This window comes from Arthrobacter sp. BB-1 (genome assembly GCF_006151685.1).
Taxonomy (GTDB): Bacteria; Actinomycetota; Actinomycetes; order Actinomycetales; family Micrococcaceae; genus Arthrobacter.
Genome location: NZ_VDEV01000032.1, coordinates 1 through 15275, shown reverse-complemented (window position 1 = coordinate 15275; position 15275 = coordinate 1). Strand labels below are relative to the sequence as shown.

Below are 15275 nucleotides of genomic sequence, written 5' to 3'. Positions count from 1 at the left end.
AATGAAGGAGAGCACCAGATGCTTATCGAGCGCATTTACGACGAAGACCTCGCCCAGGCCAGCTACCTGATCGGCTGCCAGGCCAAGGGTGAAGCGATCGTGGTGGACGGGCGCCGCGACATCGCCGTCTACCAGGACCTTGCCGCGAAGAACGGCATGAAGATCGTGGCCGTCACCGAGACCCACATCCACGCCGACTACCTCTCCGGCACCCGCGAACTGGCCGCCGCCACCGGCGCCAAGATCTACGTTTCCGGCGAGGGCGGACCGGACTGGCAGTACGAATTCGAGGGCGAGCGGCTGTACGACGGCGACACCATCACCTTGGGCAACATCAGCATCAAGGCCGTCCACACCCCCGGCCACACCCCGGAGCACCTGTCCTTCCTGGTCACCGACGGCGCGTTCAGCGACAAGCCCGGCTACCTGCTCTCCGGAGACTTCGTGTTCTCGGGCGACCTGGGCCGCCCGGACCTGCTGGACGAGGCCGCTGGTGGCATCGAGACCCGCTTCGAGGGTGCCAGGCAGCTCTTCGCGAGCCTGCGCGATAAGTTCCTGACCCTGCCGGACTACGTCCAGGTCCACCCGGCCCACGGCGCGGGCAGCGCGTGCGGAAAGGCCCTGGGCGCCATCCCGTCCTCCACGGTCGGTTACGAACGGCTCTACGCCTGGTGGGGCCCTTACCTGGCCGCGAACGACGAGACCGGCTTCATCAACGAGCTCCTCGATGGCCAGCCCGACGCCCACGCCTACTTCGGCCGCATGAAGCGCGAAAACCGTGAAGGCCCTGTTGTCATGGGTGAGCGTATCCCGCTGCCTGAACTGTTAACTGAGATCGTTGCCGCCGGCCTGGCGGAGGACACCCTGACCTTCATCGACACCCGCCCTAACAGCGAAGTCCATAAGGGCACCGTGGTCCGGTCCCTGAACGTTCCGGCCGGCAAGTCCGTGGCCAGCTACGGCGCCTGGGTGGTGAACCCGGAAACCGATCAGAACCCGTTGGTACTCCTGGCCAAGGACCAGGAACAGGCGCAGGACATGTGGGACCACCTGGTCCGGGTCGGCATCGACAACGTCGCCGGCTACGTCACCAGCATCGACGGGCTGCCCACCTTCACGCCGAAGCTGATCCAGCCCGAAGAACTCGACGGGTTCGACGCCGCCATGGTCCTGGATGTCCGCAACCGCACCGAGCACACCGCCGGGCACGTGCCCGGCTCGTACCAGCTCAGCGGCGGTCGCGCCATGTGGCACCTGGATGAACTCCCCGCCGAGGGCACCATCGTAAGCTACTGCCAGTCCGGGGTGCGGAACTCCGTCGCGGCCAGCGCCCTGCGCCGGGCGGGGTACGACGTCGTCGAACTCGACGGCAGCTACGCCGCCTGGGACGCCTGGCACAACTCCCGCCAGTCAGCCAAGGCCTAGGACCACCGCCCCCGCACGGCCCCCTGAGAACGCACGGTCAGGCACGGCCTCGCCGTGCACGACAAGAGATAAGGAAACCCTTTGATGATGAACGGCTTTGATATGGGCGGGATGGGGCTAGCCTGGATCTTCTGGATCCTGCTGATCGCCGGCGTGATCCTCCTCGCCGTGGTGCTGGTCAAAGCCTTCACCCGCAACGCCGGCGGCAACGCCCCCACCGATGGGCAAGGACCACCACGGCCGGGTGCGGGCCCTGCCCGGGCCCGGGAGATCCTTGAGGAGCGTTACGCCCGCGGGGAGATCAGCACCGAAGAATACCAGGAACGGCGTCGGATGCTGGAGGAGGACGGGCGGTGAGGCCGCTGACACGCCGCCAGCTGCTGGCACTGGGTGCGGCCGGGGCCGGCGCCACGGCTGTCGGCGGCGCCGGGCTGTGGTTGACCACCGGCCCCGGCACCGGATCCGGACACACCGGGGGTGAGGACCTGACCGAACCCCAGTTGCTGGCCAGCCGCGACCGGGTGCTGGAACTGGACCTGACCGCCGCGCCGGCACGGGTCCGGGTCGGCGGGCAGGAGGCCAACGTCCAGGCATTCAACGGCTCCCTGCCCGGGCCGACCCTGCGGGTCCGCGCGGGCGACACCATCCGGATCACCATGCGCAACGGGCTGCAGGCTCCCACGAACCTGCACGTGCACGGACTGCACGTCTCCCCCCAGAGCAACAGCGACAACCCCTTCGTCAGCATTGACCCGGGCGGGTCCTTCGACTACGAGTTCACCCTGCCCGGCGCCCACCCGCCGGGTACCTACTGGTACCACCCCCACCGCCACGGGCACGTCGCCGGCCAGGTCGCCGCCGGCCTCTACGGGGCCATTGTGGTGGAGGATCCCGACGCGGTCCCGGTCACCCGGGAAAGGGTGCTGGTGGTCTCCGACCTGTCCCTTGACGCAGACGGCAACCTTGCCCAGCCGGACCGGATGCAGCAGATGATGGGACGTGAAGGGCAGATCGTCCTGGTCAACGGCCAGCTCCGCCCGCAACTGCGCGCCGCGCCCGGAGAACGGGAGCGGTGGCGGATCATCAACGCCTGCTCCTCCCGCTACCTGCGCCTGGCACTGGACGGACAGCAGCTCCGGCTGCTCAGCCGGGACCTCGGACGCCTGCCGGTCCCCGAGGACGTCACCGAAGTGGTTCTCGCCCCCGGCAACCGCGTAGAGCTGCTCGTGGAAACCCGCGACGGATCCTCCACCCTCACAGCGGCACCCGTGGACCGCGGCAGCATGAACGCCATGATGGGGGGTGGCAACCAATCCGGTAGTGGCCCGGTCGACCTGCTCTCCCTGGCCGTGTCGGGAAGCGCGGGCACTGACCCCGGGCCCGTGCCCGAAGGCCGGCCCCTGCGCGATCTGCGGAACGAACCGGTTACAGCCGCCCGCACCCTGAACTTCGCCATGGGCATGAACGCAAACACGGGCATGAACGGAAACATGGGCTCGGGCACGGGGATGGGCAGCATGATGGCCTTCACCATCAACGGGCGGAAGTTTGATCCCGAACGGGTCGACGAGACGGCAGCGGCCGGGACCGTGGAGGAGTGGACCCTGACCAACTCCAGCCCCATGGACCACCCCATCCACCTGCACGTATGGCCCATGCAGGTCATCCAGGACGGCGACCGCGACGTAACCAAACCCACCTGGCAGGACGTGGTCAACGTCCCCGCCCGCAGCCGGGTGAAAGTCCGGGTAGCCTTCAACGACTTCCCCGGCCGCACCGTGATCCACTGCCACATCCTGGACCACGAAGACCAAGGCATGATGGCCACCGTCCAAGCCCGCTGACCAGCCAGCGACCGGGCGAAAAACCCCATCACCGCAACACATGGCTCTGCAACCGTTGACTCTGGACCTCCGGTGTGGCGATGCGGGACGGGCCGGTGCAGGTGCGTTCAGAATCAACCGGCTCCGGGCGGGTGAACGGCCCGCTCCACTGGGGGCACCGCCGTCGGATCAGCCCGATGCCCGCACCCCTAAGACCGACAGGACCCGCCAGTGATCTCAGGCAACACCCGCCGGCAGCCTCGAACAACAGAGGCCATCACGCTGGGACTGCGGCAGAACCTGGCCCAGTTCATGCTCCTCGTCGCCGTCAACGCCCTCGTGGGCGGCACCCTCGGCCAGGAACGCACCGTCCTGCCGCTGCTCGCCGAAAAGGTCTTCCACCTCGATGAGTACACGTCCGCGCTGACGTACATTCTGGCGTTCGGTCTGGCTAAAGCCGCCACCAACTACTTTGCCGGAACCCTCTCGGACCGGTACGGCCGAAAACCGGTCCTCGTCGCTGGTTGGCTCATTGCCATCCCTGTCCCGGTGCTGCTGATCTTCGGGCCGTCCTGGGGTTGGATCGTCGCTGCCAATGTGGTGCTCGGGGTCAGCCAGGGCCTGACCTGGTCCACCACCGTCATGATGAAAATGGACCTCGTCGGCCCTGAGCGCCGCGGTCTGGCCATGGGGCCGAATGAAGCGGCCGGTTACCTGGGGGTCGCGGGCGCGGCGCTGGCTACCGGCTACATCGCCGCCGCGTACGGGCTCCGTCCCGGGCCGTTTCTGCTGGGGGCTGCCTTCGTCGCGGTCGGCCTCGGCCTGTCCGTGCTGACCATCCGCGAAACACATCACCACGCCAAGGCCGAAGCCGCCGCCCACGTTCCGGTCCATGCGGGCAGCCACGCCGGGCTGAGCAACCGTGCCGTCTTCATCCTGACCAGCTTCCGGGACAACTCCCTGTCCTCCGTCAGCCAGGCCGGAATGGTGAACAACCTCAACGACGGCCTCGCCTGGGGACTTTTCCCCGTCCTGTTCGCCGCCGCAGGGCTCAGCATCGAACGCATCGGGATCCTCGCCGCTCTCTACCCGGCCATCTGGGGCGCCGGGCAGCTGGTCACCGGCGCGCTGTCGGATCGGATCGGGCGCAAACCCTTGATTGCCGGCGGCATGCTCGTCCAAGCCCTGGCACTGGGCATGGTCGGGTTCGGGCATGACTTCGGCACCTGGCTCGCCGCCGTCATCCTGCTCGGTGCCGGCACTGCCATGGTCTACCCCACACTGCTTGCAGCGATCGGCGACGTCGCCCACCCCGAATGGCGGGCACGTTCAGTCGGCATCTACCGGCTGTGGCGCGACGGCGGGTTTGCCGTCGGCGCCCTGCTCTCGGGACTCATCGCCGACGCCTACGGCATCCCGGCAGCCGTATTGACCGTCGCCGGCCTGACTGCGCTCTCCGGCTTCATCGTGGCCATTCGCATGCGCCCCGCTGACCACATATCCAGCCGCCCCACAGGCTGACCCAGAGAGGATTAGGACAGCGGCGGGGACAAGTAGCCGCCCCACGGCGCTGAACCGTAGGCTTAGGCCCCTTCCCGTTTCCCATTCACTGCCCGGCAGACTATCTGGAAAAAAGTTTCTCACCGTCCGGACGCAGTTCCCCTGTGGGTGAGACGTGCCGGTACAGGGTCTGGCGGGTGATCCCGAGTTCGGTGCAGAGTTCGCTGACCTTCGTGTTGGGTTGACCCATGGACGCCAGGGCGAGACGGAGTTTGGCGGGAGTCATCTTGTAGGGCCGCCCGCCGTTCCGGCCGCGGGCCCGTGCTGAGGCGAGGCCGGCGAGGGTGCGTTCGGAAATGAGTTCGCGTTCGAATTCAGCGAGGGCGGCGAAGATGCCGAAGACGAGTTTTCCGGAGGCGGTGGTGGTGTCGATGGCGGCGCCCTGCCCGGTGAGTACCTTCAGTCCGATGCCCCGTTCGGTCAGGTCGTGGACGATGTTGACCAGGTGCCGCAGGTCCCGGCCCAGCCGGTCGAGTTTCCAGACAACCAACGTGTCGCCGCGGCGCATGGCTTTGAGGCAGGCAGCCAACTGGGGCCGGTCATCTTTCTTCCCCGAGGCCCTGTCCTCGTAGAGGGAGTCCGGGTCGATGCCCGCGGCCAGCAGTGCGTCGCGTTGCAGATCGGTGGTCTGGGAACCGTCGGCCTTCGAGACCCGCATGTATCCGACCAGCACCGCAATTCTCCTCTGTCATTTATACGTTCGTTTAAGTGACGGCAGGATTCCCTTCCGATGCGAACTGGAAAGATGTCACTTAATCCGTTACTTATTCTACGTCAGGCAAAGGGTCTACCTCCTTCTGTTTGTGACAGAAAGTCGAGGGGTATCTGAAGCTCGGCGAAGGTGTCCCGAAGACCGCGGAGGGATTCTTCACTGCGGCACCCGCAGCGTGCGAAGTCGAAGAGGTGCTTCGCGACCACGGGATCCGTTTTGGCTGCTGCGATGCACGTGTCCAGGGTTGTGGTCACCTGGTTCCAGAGCTCGTCCAGTGTCGGCTGCTTCTGTGCACCGGCGGCGCCTGTCAGTGATCCCGGCGGGGTTCCATCGCTGATCGGTGCCTTCGGTTCGGGACGCAGAAGGTGCCCGGAGGTACCGAGGGCTGTCAAAGAGCCGTCTTCGATCATTTCCATCGCGGCGGCAGCGGCTTCGAGCAGTTGCTGCTGTCGGGTCCAGTGGAGGGTCTCGAACGGTTGCCATGAGTGCAGGCCGGCTCGGAACGGGTGGCCGCAGTGGTCCCAGACCCGCCGCACGTCCTCCAGCTGCCGGCCGTATCGTCCCTGGGCCGTGGTGAGTTCATCCAGCAGGGTCCGCAGCAGCCGAAACCATACCCCGGCGTGCACCGAGCGCCCGGGAAGGTCCACGAACCCTGTAGTTATTGCCTGCCAGGTGCGGCGGTCCAGGACGATTAGCGATTCCGGAAGTTCCCGCTGGTCATCGGCGGGAGTTGCCCACCTGATGTAGTCCGCGGGGTGTCCTTCGTATGTCTCCAACCTGCGCCGATGTGCCGGGCAGCTGGCCATGAGCGGCAGTTGCCAGAAGAGCAGTATCGTCGGGCCGGACTCCAGGCATTCGCGGCATCCCAGTCTGATCCCGCTTGTTGAGAGCCAGGGAACCCAGTTTCGAGGAGCATAAACAATGCGGCGCCCGGGTGGCAGGAGCAGCGAGAACTGGTGCACGTAAGTTTCGTAGGTGTCGGGTACAGGGGTGAGGGAGTCGAAGAGCCATGGCACCCAGGCAGCCATGGTCATGGCGCTTACGCGGCGCTGGTCGAGGCCCGCGCGTTTGGCGAGTTCGTCGAGCAGGTGCGGTGGCGGGTTCAGATCCAGCTCAGCGTCGTTGAGTTCCCGGTGACCGAGTCCGTGTTCGAGCAGCTGGTGGGAGTACATGCCGTAGCTGGCGGCTGTCCGCCGCAGCCAGGAGGATAACGACTCCGTTGCTGCAGGTGCCGGATGCAGGGGCCAGCGCTCCGGGGGTCTCACATCAGTTCGCGTTCGAACAAGCGGCGCCGTTCCGTGGGTCCTGCATAGTCGGCCATGACCAGGGTGCGGCGATTGATGCGCTCTTCACCGCTTTCCACCGCGGCGATCGCCGCGGTCGTCAAGAGCCGGGCGAGTTCGCCAATGGTTCCCTCACTTCGGGCGAGCAAGTACTGCGCCATATCGGCGGTAGCAATGTCCGAGGGGCGCTGCAGGGGCAGGGCGGCCGCGAAGCTGGCCAACAACGACAGGGTGTCCGCCCCGGTGTTCCACAAGGGAAGGACGATGGGTTCAAACCGGTTCTCCAGCTGATCATCGGAACGAACCGCAAGATATGCCTCCCGGGTGCCAACGCCGACGATCGGGATGCGCAGCTCGTTGCCCAGGAATCGCAGGAGATTGAGGAACTCCCGGCGGCTGTTGCCCTGTCCGGCGAGGACATTGTGCAGCTCGTCGATGACGAGCATGCGCACGCCCGTTAAGCGCAGCAGTTTCAGCGAGATCTGCTCCACGTCAGCCAGGCGCCGCCGTGGTTGAAGAGGCGCCCCAAGCGCCGCCAGGAGCGCGATGTAGAAGCGCAGCACGGAAGGCTCAGACGGCATCTGCACGCACAACACCGGAATGCTTTCCCGCTCTGGCTCGGCCACGGCCGGGTGCCCCCGGCGAAACTTTTCCACGATCATCGACTTGCCGTTGTTCGTCGGCCCGATCAGCAACAGGTTCGGCATCCGCTGTTTGTCCGGCCAGGACAGCAGGGACTCCAGGCGGGTCACCGCTTCCACCGCGCGCGGGTAGCCGATCCACCGGTCGGCGCGAATCAATTCAACCCGCTCGTTCGCAGGCAACCGTGCCGCGTCCCGCACACCCGGGTGCAGGTGGGACAACTCCGGTGCCTCGTACTCGGGCATGGTCACCACTGCTCGATCTGATCGAAAAGCGGCACCCGGGCCGCATCCGCGACCGTGTCCGATGCCTGCTCAGCAGTGGCTTCCGGCGGGAGTAATGGGGCCGGTGTCCCGGCCCGACGCGGCGTCACTGCATTGCGGCGCTCGGCGTCGCGGCGCATGCGCTTGGTAGTCTTCGAGGCAGTTCTTGCGATCTCCCGCATTTGCCCGATCGTGCGGAACAACGCCGCCTCATCCACTTGCGCTACGCCGCGCTCGTGTAGCCGCGCCAAGGCGTGCCGGTGCTCCCACAGGCTCACAGACGGGTTAGCCATCGTCCGGTAAGGAACCTCCACATAGTGAGCCCCCTCCGGTTCCAACACCCAGATTCTGCTGATGTCCCTGGGATCCCGGCGGATGAGGAACGGCCCAAGCGTTTCGCGCCGGCTGATCCACGGTTTCAGCGCATTCGAGAAATAGTGGACATGGTCGATGACGAAACCCGTCCTCGTCAGGGTACGCCGCACGACGGGAAGGAAATCGACAAGGAACGCTGTCGGGTTCGTGGCAACCGGCGGCCGCCCCGTCACCGCCGCCCCTTCTGCCCACCGTCCAGCCGGCGTCTGCCCCAGCATGCTGTGCATGGTGCCGTGGTAGCTGGTGACGGCAAGGGCCATCCATTTCTCCAGCTCACGCAGGGTCAACGCCGCCTCTCGGTCCGAGTCATAACGGCCCCGTTCGCTGGGGTTGGAAAAGGTGGTCCCGGGAAGTTCGTGAATCTGCTTCATGGCAGTGCCGATCAGGCGTTCCACGATCCCGCCATAATGAGGCCGGCCCAGCGGACGGTAGGCCAGCTCGATACCGTGCTGATCGCATCCTCGCCGGAGCGCCTCGCTCTTGAATTCGCTGGCATTATCTAGGTAAAGCAGTCTCGGCTTCCCGCTCATGGGCCACCCCGCATCAATACCCAGACCTTCAAGCCATGGTCTTTTGTCAGTCCCGGCATGCGCCAGGCACAGCCCGACCGACACCGCGGAGGGCGCCTCCAGAGTCACAACCATGCCTATGATGCACCGACTGTAAACATCGATCGCAACAGTCAAATACGGACGACCAATCGGTCGCCGCTCCCGCTCGTCAACAACGACCACGTCGATGACCGTGTGGTCGATCTGCACCCGCTCCAAAATCGTGCCGACGACCGGCACCTCGTCCCCAGCAGACTGCAGCGGCCGCACCGCATCGGGCCCTCCCCTGCGCCGGCCTACCTCAACCGGATTCAACGCCCGGATTCGCCGTTCCACCGTGTTACGGGCCGGGACAGGAAGCTGCCGTGCGCGGCAGGCCGCAGCAATATCCCGATACACCACCGCCAAAGTCCGCCTCTGCCGCGTCAGGAACTGCTTCCGCACCATCACCCGGACGAGGTCTTCGACCTCCTCTGACAGCCGTACAGTCCCTTTCCCTCCGGAGGAACGGCTAGGAGCCAAATCCGTCAACAAACCAGAACCACCGCGATGGCGTCTGATCAGCACGTACACCTGGCGCCGCGATACGCCCAACGCCGCGGCCGCAGCATCAACCGCTGCCCTGCCAACAACCGTGCGCGCAGCCAAGGGCCCGATCACGGCCGAAACCGACTTCGTCCGATCCCAGAGAACATCCGGCATCGTCAACGTTCCCGGCTCACGAATCGGCGCCGATTCCGCATCCACTCCGACACCTCCCTCGGCGTGCAGAGGAGTAGTAAGCAAAAACGACCCTAGTGCAGAGGAGTACGGAAAAACCAGTGCTCAACACCCGCCTGCACAACCGCGAAAACAGGCTGCCCGCTGTGCACGCGAGTATGGAAAATGACATTTGTGGATGTTGGCGTTAGGTGGCGGCTTTTTGTGTTCGCTCTGTGTCGCTAGTTGCCGATGACGAGGATGCTCGCTGCTGCTTCTACGACGTCGTCGGTGATGGTTTTGAGTTGGTTGATTTTTAGGACGCGTGTGATCTGTGGGAATAGCCGTTCGAGGAGACGGAAGTTGCCACGGGTGATCCGTTCTACTGCGGCTATTGCCTGGGCGTCGGTGAAATCATCGGGGTCGAGGGTCCGTCCGAGGCGTTTCCAGTGTCGGTCCAAAACGAAGAGGAGTTCATCTCTGCCGAGGGCGCGGTACCGGTGGGAGAAGCCGAGGCGGCTGTATAGCTGGGGGTAGTGCCGGAACCGTTGGTCTATGCCGGGCATGCCGATGAGGATCATCGGCAGGTGGGTTCGGTCGTGGTTGTCACGGAGGAGTTCAAGGGCTGTGGCGTTGAGCCGTTCGGCTTCGTCGATGATGAGCTCCACGAGCGTGGTGACTCTGTTCATTGAGCGTGGTGCGGCATCGAGTTTGTGCAGGTGTTCGTCAATGCGGCTCTTCCCAGATGAAGGTGTAGGTCGGCCGGGCGCGTCGGTCCGCAGATAGACGTCGAGGTCTCCCGACGATGGAGGTTCCTACGCCATCCATCCGAAAGACCTCGACGTGCCCGACGCTACCCCGCCGGCCGGCTTCGGCCGCCCTGACCTAACCGCCTTCGCGGCTCATCCCAATCGGCTCTGATCGGGTCTGCTGACCCTCTCGACGAGAACGCAGCGACATCACAGCCACCCAACCCCGACCGTCCGGGAAGCCGGGGCACGTCACATGGGCTGTGCTGCGGGCGTGTCGAGTGGGTAGTCCAGGGGCGACGCAGGAGCGTCGACGCGACGTGCTGAGAGGTGGTTCCAACCGAGCGCTAGGACACAAGCTACAGGCATGGCGATAGGTCAGGAACGGCGTCGCTCCCTGCGCAGGAGGGAGCGCAGAGTCTCGGCGTTTGCGTAGCCGACCCGTAGCGCGATCTCGGCGGAGGTGAGGTCCGTGGTTGCTGAGAGGTGTCGAGCTCGTTCGGTGCGAAGCCGTTGGACGAAGCCGAGCGGAGTGAGGTTTAGCGCCGCACGGACTCGTCGTTCGAGGGTGCGCCGGCTGGTGCCGAGCGACTGCGCGACGAAGGCGACGTTGAACGGTTCGTCCAGGCGGGCGCGCACGAAGCGTTCGAACTCGACGACGATCGGGTCCTCGTGCCGGAGATGTTCGTAGGCGACGAAAGCCGCCTGCGACGGGCGCTCGTCGATGATGAGGAGCTTGGCGACATGTTGGGCCAGGTCGGGGCTGATCGATCGCACGAGTGAGAGCGCGAGGTCGATGTGGGCGAAGGCGGCGCCGGCGGTGACGAGGTTCCCGTCGACCACGACCATGGTGTCGAGATCGAGGGCGACGGTCGGATAGCGCTTCCGGAACTCCGGCCCCAGGAACCAGCTGGTCGTCGCCCGCCGATGATGCATCCGTCCTGTCTCGGCGACGGCGAACACGCCGGTGCACGCCGCGGCGATCCGGGTGGTCGCGTCGTCGAGGCGCCCGAGTGAGGCGATGACCGAACGAGCATCTCGACTCTGGAGGGCGTCGTGGGTCGCGGCGGCCGTGAGGGTTCCAAGCGCAGGGACGACGACCACGTCGAACTCTCCGGACTCCGGCAGCGGGTGGTCCACCGACAGGGTCATCGATGCCGTCGTGGTCACTCGCCGTTTCGGTCCGAGGATGGCGAGTTCGATCGGGTCGATCCGCGGGTCGACGTCGCCGCGGGCTCCGTCGGCCACCCGCACGATGTCGATGATCGACGCGATAGCCGAACCGAAGCAGCCGTCGATCGCGATCAGTCCGATACGCATGACGTAAACAATAGCAATACTGCCGTATACGCCACTTCCCACCGGCCCTCGCTCGTCATACGCTGAACTCGTCCCACGAAGAACCCCGACGTCAAGGAGAGTCCCTCATGTCCACACCCGCATCACTTCCGTATGCCTTCGTCGCCAAGATCGTCGCGGCCGATGGACAGCACGACGCGGTCGCCGATCTGCTCGCCGGCGCTGTCGCACTCGCCAACGAAGAAGTAGGAACGATTGTCTGGTTCGCGGTCAGGACCCACGCCGACACCTTCTGGATCTTCGATGCATTCCCCGACGAAGCCGCTCGCGACGCCCACGCCAACGGCGCCATCGTCGCAGCCCTGATGGCCAACCAGCACCTCCTCGGCGCAGCACCCGAGATCCTGGCGGCCGACGTCCTCGCGTCCAAGCTCCCGTAGTCCGCCAACGCACGAGACGATCGCGCCCCGCCGAGTCGGTCCGCAGATAGACGTCGAGGTCTCCCGACGATGGAGGTTCCTACGCCATCCATCGGAAAGACCTCGACGTGCCCGACGCTACCCCGCCGCCCGGCTTCGGCCGCCCTGACCTGACCGCCTTCGCTCGACTCGACGGCCTCGGTCTGAGCGTGATCGGGCAACGACTTGAACCGGATCGTGCGGTCCTCGCGTGCCGCGTGGTGGAACCAGATCAGTGGTGCCGACGGTGCGGCAGCGAAGGCGCTGCTCGTGACACCGTGATCCGGCGGTTGGCCCACGAGCCGCTGGGCTGGCGACCGACCGTGCTGGAAGTTGTAGTGCGCCGCTACCGCTGTGCAGACTGCGGACACGTGTGGCGCCAAGACACCAGCGCCGCGGCGGAGCCACGCGCGAAGCTCTCGCGCACCGGGCTGCGGTGGGCGCTGGAAGGGATCGTGGTCGCACACCTCACCGTCGCCCGTGTCGCCGAGGGACTCGGGGTCGCGTGGGACACCGCCAACAACGCGGTCCTGGCTGAAGGCAAGCGGCTGCTGATCAACGACCCCACGCGGTTCGAGGGCGTGAAGGTGATTGGCGTCGATGAGCACGTCTGGCGCCACACCAGGCGTGGCGACAAGTACGTCACCGTGATCATCGACCTCACCCCGGTCCGCGATGGCGCCGGCCCAGCAAGGCTGCTGGACATGGTCGAGGGCCGGTCGAAGGCGGCGTTCAAGACCTGGCTCGCCGACCGCGACGACGCCTTCCGTGACGCGGTCGAGGTGGTCGCGATGGACGGCTTCACCGGGTTCAAGACCGCCGCTGCGGAGGAGATCCCGGACGCGGTCACGGTGATGGATCCCTTCCACGTCGTGCGCCTGGCCGGTGACGCCCTCGACAGGTGCCGGCGCCGGGTCCAACTCGCGATCCACGGGCACCGTGGGTTCAGGGACGATCCGCTCTACAAGTCGCGGCGCACGCTGCACACCGGCTCGGACCTGCTCACCGACAAGCAGAGCGACAGGCTACGCGCGCTGTTCGTTGATGACGCTCACGTCGAGGTCGAGGCGACCTGGGGTGTCTACCAGCGGATGATCGCCGCCTATCGCCACGAGGACCGGCAACGTGGCCGCGAGCTCATGGAGAAGCTGATCACCGACCTCAGCGCCGGCGTCCCCAAGGTGCTCACCGAGCTCACCACCCTGGGCCGGACCCTGAAGAAGCGAGCCGCCGACGTGCTCGCCTACTTCGAACGACCCGGCACCAGCAACGGGCCGACCGAGGCACTCAACGGACGGCTCGAACACCTGCGCGGCTCCGCACTCGGGTTCCGCAATGCATCTCGGTCACTACTTCGGCACTCTGCAGAACCGGGTCCTCCTGCAGGATCTTGGCGTTGAAACCTTTGTGCTCATTGCAGATTTCCAGGTCCTGACCGACCGTGACGTTGCCGACCATTTACTCGAAACCGTTGAGGACCTGATCCTGGATTATTTGGCGGTTGGCCTTGATCCGAAACGATCGACCATCTTTGCCCACAGCGCCATACCGGCGCTCAACCAGCTGCTGCTTCCCTTTCTCAGCCTGGTCTCGGTTGCAGAGTTGGGACGGAACCCCACAGTAAAGGATGAGATCGCACATTCGCGGCAGTCCTCCGTCAGCGGCCTCATGTTTACCTACCCAGCCCACCAAGCAGCTGACATCCTATTCTGCAAAGCAAATCTGGTTCCGGTGGGCCAGGATCAGCTGCCGCATCTTGAACTCACACGGACTATCGCCCGCCGCTTTAACGGGCGATATGCCAACGGTGCGGACATATTCCCCGAGCCCGAGGCATTCCTGTCTGCCGCCCCTTTGTTGTTGGGCACGGACGGCACAAAAATGAGCAAGAGCCGCGGAAACGCGATTGCCCTCTCTCTCATACCGCTGATGAAACCGCGCTGCTTATCCGTGGCACCAAAACTGATTCGCTCCGCCACATTACGTACGAGCCCGCCACCCGCCCCGAGGTCTCCAGTCTCGTCCTGCTGCGGCACCGCGCACCCCACTTTGGCGGAGTGCGCGGTGCGGTGGAGAACCACCCAGACTGAGCCTGACGAAACAGGCGGCGTCGCTCAGCGGGCGATCATCCCGTGGGGGTCGATGACGAACTTCTCCACGGAGCCCTGGTCGAACTCCGCGTAGGCCTGGGGTGCCTCGTCCAGGCTGATCACGCGCGGGTTGACCATCTCCGTCAGGTACGGCATCCGGTCCCACAGGATCGACATCATCAGCTGGCGGTTGTAGCGCATGATGGGCGCCTGGCCGCCGATGATGTGGGGCGACTTGATCCAGGCCTTGCCGAAGTCCACCGGGAAGGTGCCCTCCTGCTCGGCCTTCGTCTCCGCGATCGGGTCCGGCCCGTAGATGCCGATGATGCCCGTGGCTCCGCCCGGACGGGTGATGTCCAGGACCTGGTTCACGGCGGCGATCGGCTGCATCTCATCGGCCGCGGAGCCCAGGCCGTGGGCCTCGGAGCCGACGTAGTCCACCGCGCAGTCCACCATCGGCTCGCCGAGGATGTCGTTCACGGCGTCCTGCAGGTTCTCCGTGGCGGAGAGGTCGATAGTCTCGCAGCCGTGCTTGCGTACCAGCTCCAGCCGCGAGGCATCCTGGTCGCCCACGATGATGCACGAGGCGCCCAGCAGCCGAGCGGCAGCCGCGGCGCACCGGCCCACGGGGCCGGCCCCGGCGATGTAGACGGTGGAGCCGGGCTTGGCGCCGGCCGCCATGAGACCGTGGAACGCCGTGGGGAGGATGTCCGAGAGCACGGCCAGATCCAGGATCTTCTCCATAGCCTGCTCCTGGTCCGGGAAGCGCAGCAGCTGGAAGTCGGCGTACGGCACGAACAGGTACTCGGCCTGTCCGCCCTGGAAATCGCCCAGATTGAAGCCGTAGGCGGCGCACGCCTGCTCCGGGTTGGCGGTCTCACACACCTCGGTGCGGCCGGCGCGGCAGTTGCGGCAGCGGCCGCAGGCCACGTTGAACGGCACGGAGACGAGGTCACCCTCCTTCAGGAACTGGACGTCGCTGCCGACCTCCAGCACCTGGCCGGTCATCTCGTGACCCAGCACCATGCCCTCGGGCACGGGGAAGGACCCGCGGTAGATGTGCAGGTCGCTGCCGCAGATGTTGGTGGCGACGATCTTGAGGATGACGCCGTGCGGGGCGGCGGAGCCGTCGGGCATCTCCAGCTTGGGGAAGTCCAGCTCGTCGACGCGCACGTCCTTGATGCCGTGGAATGCCACGGCGCGGTTCTTGGTGGTCATGGAAACTGTTCCCTTTCTGTCTCCAGCGCGGCCCCTGACGGAGCGGGAGGAGGGGCGAACCCGAGGGGGAGTCCCGGTCACGGGCTATACGGAAACACTAGGGCGTGTCTGACAAAAAATCCAGGGGC

General features: G+C 65.7%; 12 protein-coding genes and 2 pseudogenes. 7 read left to right on the top strand and 7 right to left on the bottom strand.

Annotated features, from left to right (window positions below):
• Positions 1-18: 18 nt before the first annotated feature.
• The 4 genes from FHJ30_RS17395 (at position 19) to FHJ30_RS17380 (ending at position 4769) form a co-directional block, all read left to right on the top strand.
• A complete protein-coding gene (locus FHJ30_RS17395) occupies positions 19-1425 on the top strand; it encodes a rhodanese-like domain-containing protein (protein WP_139030519.1) in 1407 nt (468 codons plus the stop codon).
• An 87-nt stretch (positions 1426-1512) separates the two neighbouring features.
• Positions 1513-1782, top strand: a complete 270-nt coding sequence (locus FHJ30_RS17390) for an SHOCT domain-containing protein (RefSeq protein ID WP_306669392.1) — start codon at positions 1513-1515, stop codon at positions 1780-1782.
• Positions 1779-3269, top strand: coding sequence for a multicopper oxidase family protein (locus tag FHJ30_RS17385; protein ID WP_139030517.1), 1491 nt, complete (start codon positions 1779-1781; stop codon positions 3267-3269). Before FHJ30_RS17390 ends, FHJ30_RS17385 begins: the two co-directional genes overlap by 4 nt.
• 291 nt (positions 3270-3560) lie before the next feature.
• The gene (locus FHJ30_RS17380) at positions 3561-4769 is read left to right on the top strand and encodes an MFS transporter (protein WP_139030554.1); all 1209 of its coding nucleotides are present in this window, start codon (positions 3561-3563) and stop codon (positions 4767-4769) included.
• A 100-nt stretch (positions 4770-4869) separates the two neighbouring features.
• Here FHJ30_RS17380 and FHJ30_RS17375 read toward each other — a convergent pair whose 3' ends face one another.
• The 6 genes and pseudogenes from FHJ30_RS17375 to FHJ30_RS17350 form a co-directional block, all read right to left on the bottom strand.
• Positions 4870-5481, bottom strand: coding sequence for a recombinase family protein (locus tag FHJ30_RS17375; RefSeq protein WP_139030516.1), 612 nt, complete (start codon positions 5479-5481; stop codon positions 4870-4872).
• A gap of 101 nt (positions 5482-5582) precedes the next feature.
• Entirely contained in the window at positions 5583-6785 is a 1203-nt protein-coding gene (locus FHJ30_RS17370; protein ID WP_139030515.1) for a TniQ family protein, read from the bottom strand.
• On the bottom strand, positions 6782-7690 hold the full coding sequence (locus tag FHJ30_RS17365; protein WP_139030514.1) for a TniB family NTP-binding protein: 909 nt from the start codon (positions 7688-7690) through the stop codon (positions 6782-6784). The genes FHJ30_RS17370 and FHJ30_RS17365 overlap by 4 nt, the downstream gene beginning before the upstream one ends.
• Before the next feature lie 2 nt (positions 7691-7692).
• Positions 7693-9381, bottom strand: coding sequence for a Mu transposase C-terminal domain-containing protein (locus FHJ30_RS17360; RefSeq protein WP_139030513.1), 1689 nt, complete (start codon positions 9379-9381; stop codon positions 7693-7695).
• 194 nt (positions 9382-9575) lie between these two features.
• A pseudogene (locus tag FHJ30_RS17355) lies at positions 9576-10070 on the bottom strand (AAA family ATPase); the annotation flags it as partial.
• Between the two features lie 390 nt (positions 10071-10460).
• The gene (locus FHJ30_RS17350) at positions 10461-11402 is read right to left on the bottom strand and encodes a GlxA family transcriptional regulator (protein ID WP_087136509.1); all 942 of its coding nucleotides are present in this window, start codon (positions 11400-11402) and stop codon (positions 10461-10463) included.
• Positions 11403-11509: 107 nt separating this feature from the next.
• Here FHJ30_RS17350 and FHJ30_RS17345 point away from each other — a divergent pair, with 107 nt between their 5' ends.
• From FHJ30_RS17345 to trpS, 3 genes and pseudogenes are all read left to right on the top strand, one after another.
• Positions 11510-11821 (top strand): putative quinol monooxygenase, encoded by a 312-nt coding sequence (locus tag FHJ30_RS17345; RefSeq protein ID WP_033107114.1) that lies wholly within the window; start codon positions 11510-11512, stop codon positions 11819-11821.
• Between the two features lie 107 nt (positions 11822-11928).
• Positions 11929-13239, top strand: a complete 1311-nt coding sequence (locus tag FHJ30_RS17340) for an ISL3 family transposase (RefSeq protein WP_139030512.1) — start codon at positions 11929-11931, stop codon at positions 13237-13239.
• A pseudogene (trpS, locus tag FHJ30_RS17335) lies at positions 13172-13887 on the top strand (tryptophan--tRNA ligase); the annotation flags it as partial. The gene FHJ30_RS17340 and the pseudogene trpS, both read left to right, overlap by 68 nt.
• Before the next feature lie 66 nt (positions 13888-13953).
• Here trpS and FHJ30_RS17330 read toward each other — a convergent pair.
• Complete coding sequence (locus FHJ30_RS17330) at positions 13954-15147, bottom strand: alcohol dehydrogenase catalytic domain-containing protein (protein ID WP_026821179.1); 1194 nt, start codon at positions 15145-15147, stop codon at positions 13954-13956.
• Positions 15148-15275: the final 128 nt, after the last annotated feature.

Bases quoted from the DNA above. Each gene is read 5' to 3' on its own strand.
- FHJ30_RS17390 (WP_306669392.1), top strand. From the start codon at position 1,513: ATGAACGGCTTTGATATGGGCGGGATGGGGCTAGCCTGGATCTTCTGG.
- FHJ30_RS17380 (WP_139030554.1), top strand. From the start codon at position 3,561: ATGCTCCTCGTCGCCGTCAACGCCCTCGTGGGCGGCACCCTCGGCCAG.
- FHJ30_RS17330 (WP_026821179.1), bottom strand. From the start codon at position 15,147: ATGACCACCAAGAACCGCGCCGTGGCATTCCACGGCATCAAGGACGTG.
- FHJ30_RS17365 (WP_139030514.1), bottom strand. From the start codon at position 7,690: ATGCCCGAGTACGAGGCACCGGAGTTGTCCCACCTGCACCCGGGTGTG.
- FHJ30_RS17345 (WP_033107114.1), top strand. From the start codon at position 11,510: ATGTCCACACCCGCATCACTTCCGTATGCCTTCGTCGCCAAGATCGTC.
- FHJ30_RS17395 (WP_139030519.1), top strand. From the start codon at position 19: ATGCTTATCGAGCGCATTTACGACGAAGACCTCGCCCAGGCCAGCTAC.
- FHJ30_RS17350 (WP_087136509.1), bottom strand. From the start codon at position 11,402: ATGCGTATCGGACTGATCGCGATCGACGGCTGCTTCGGTTCGGCTATC.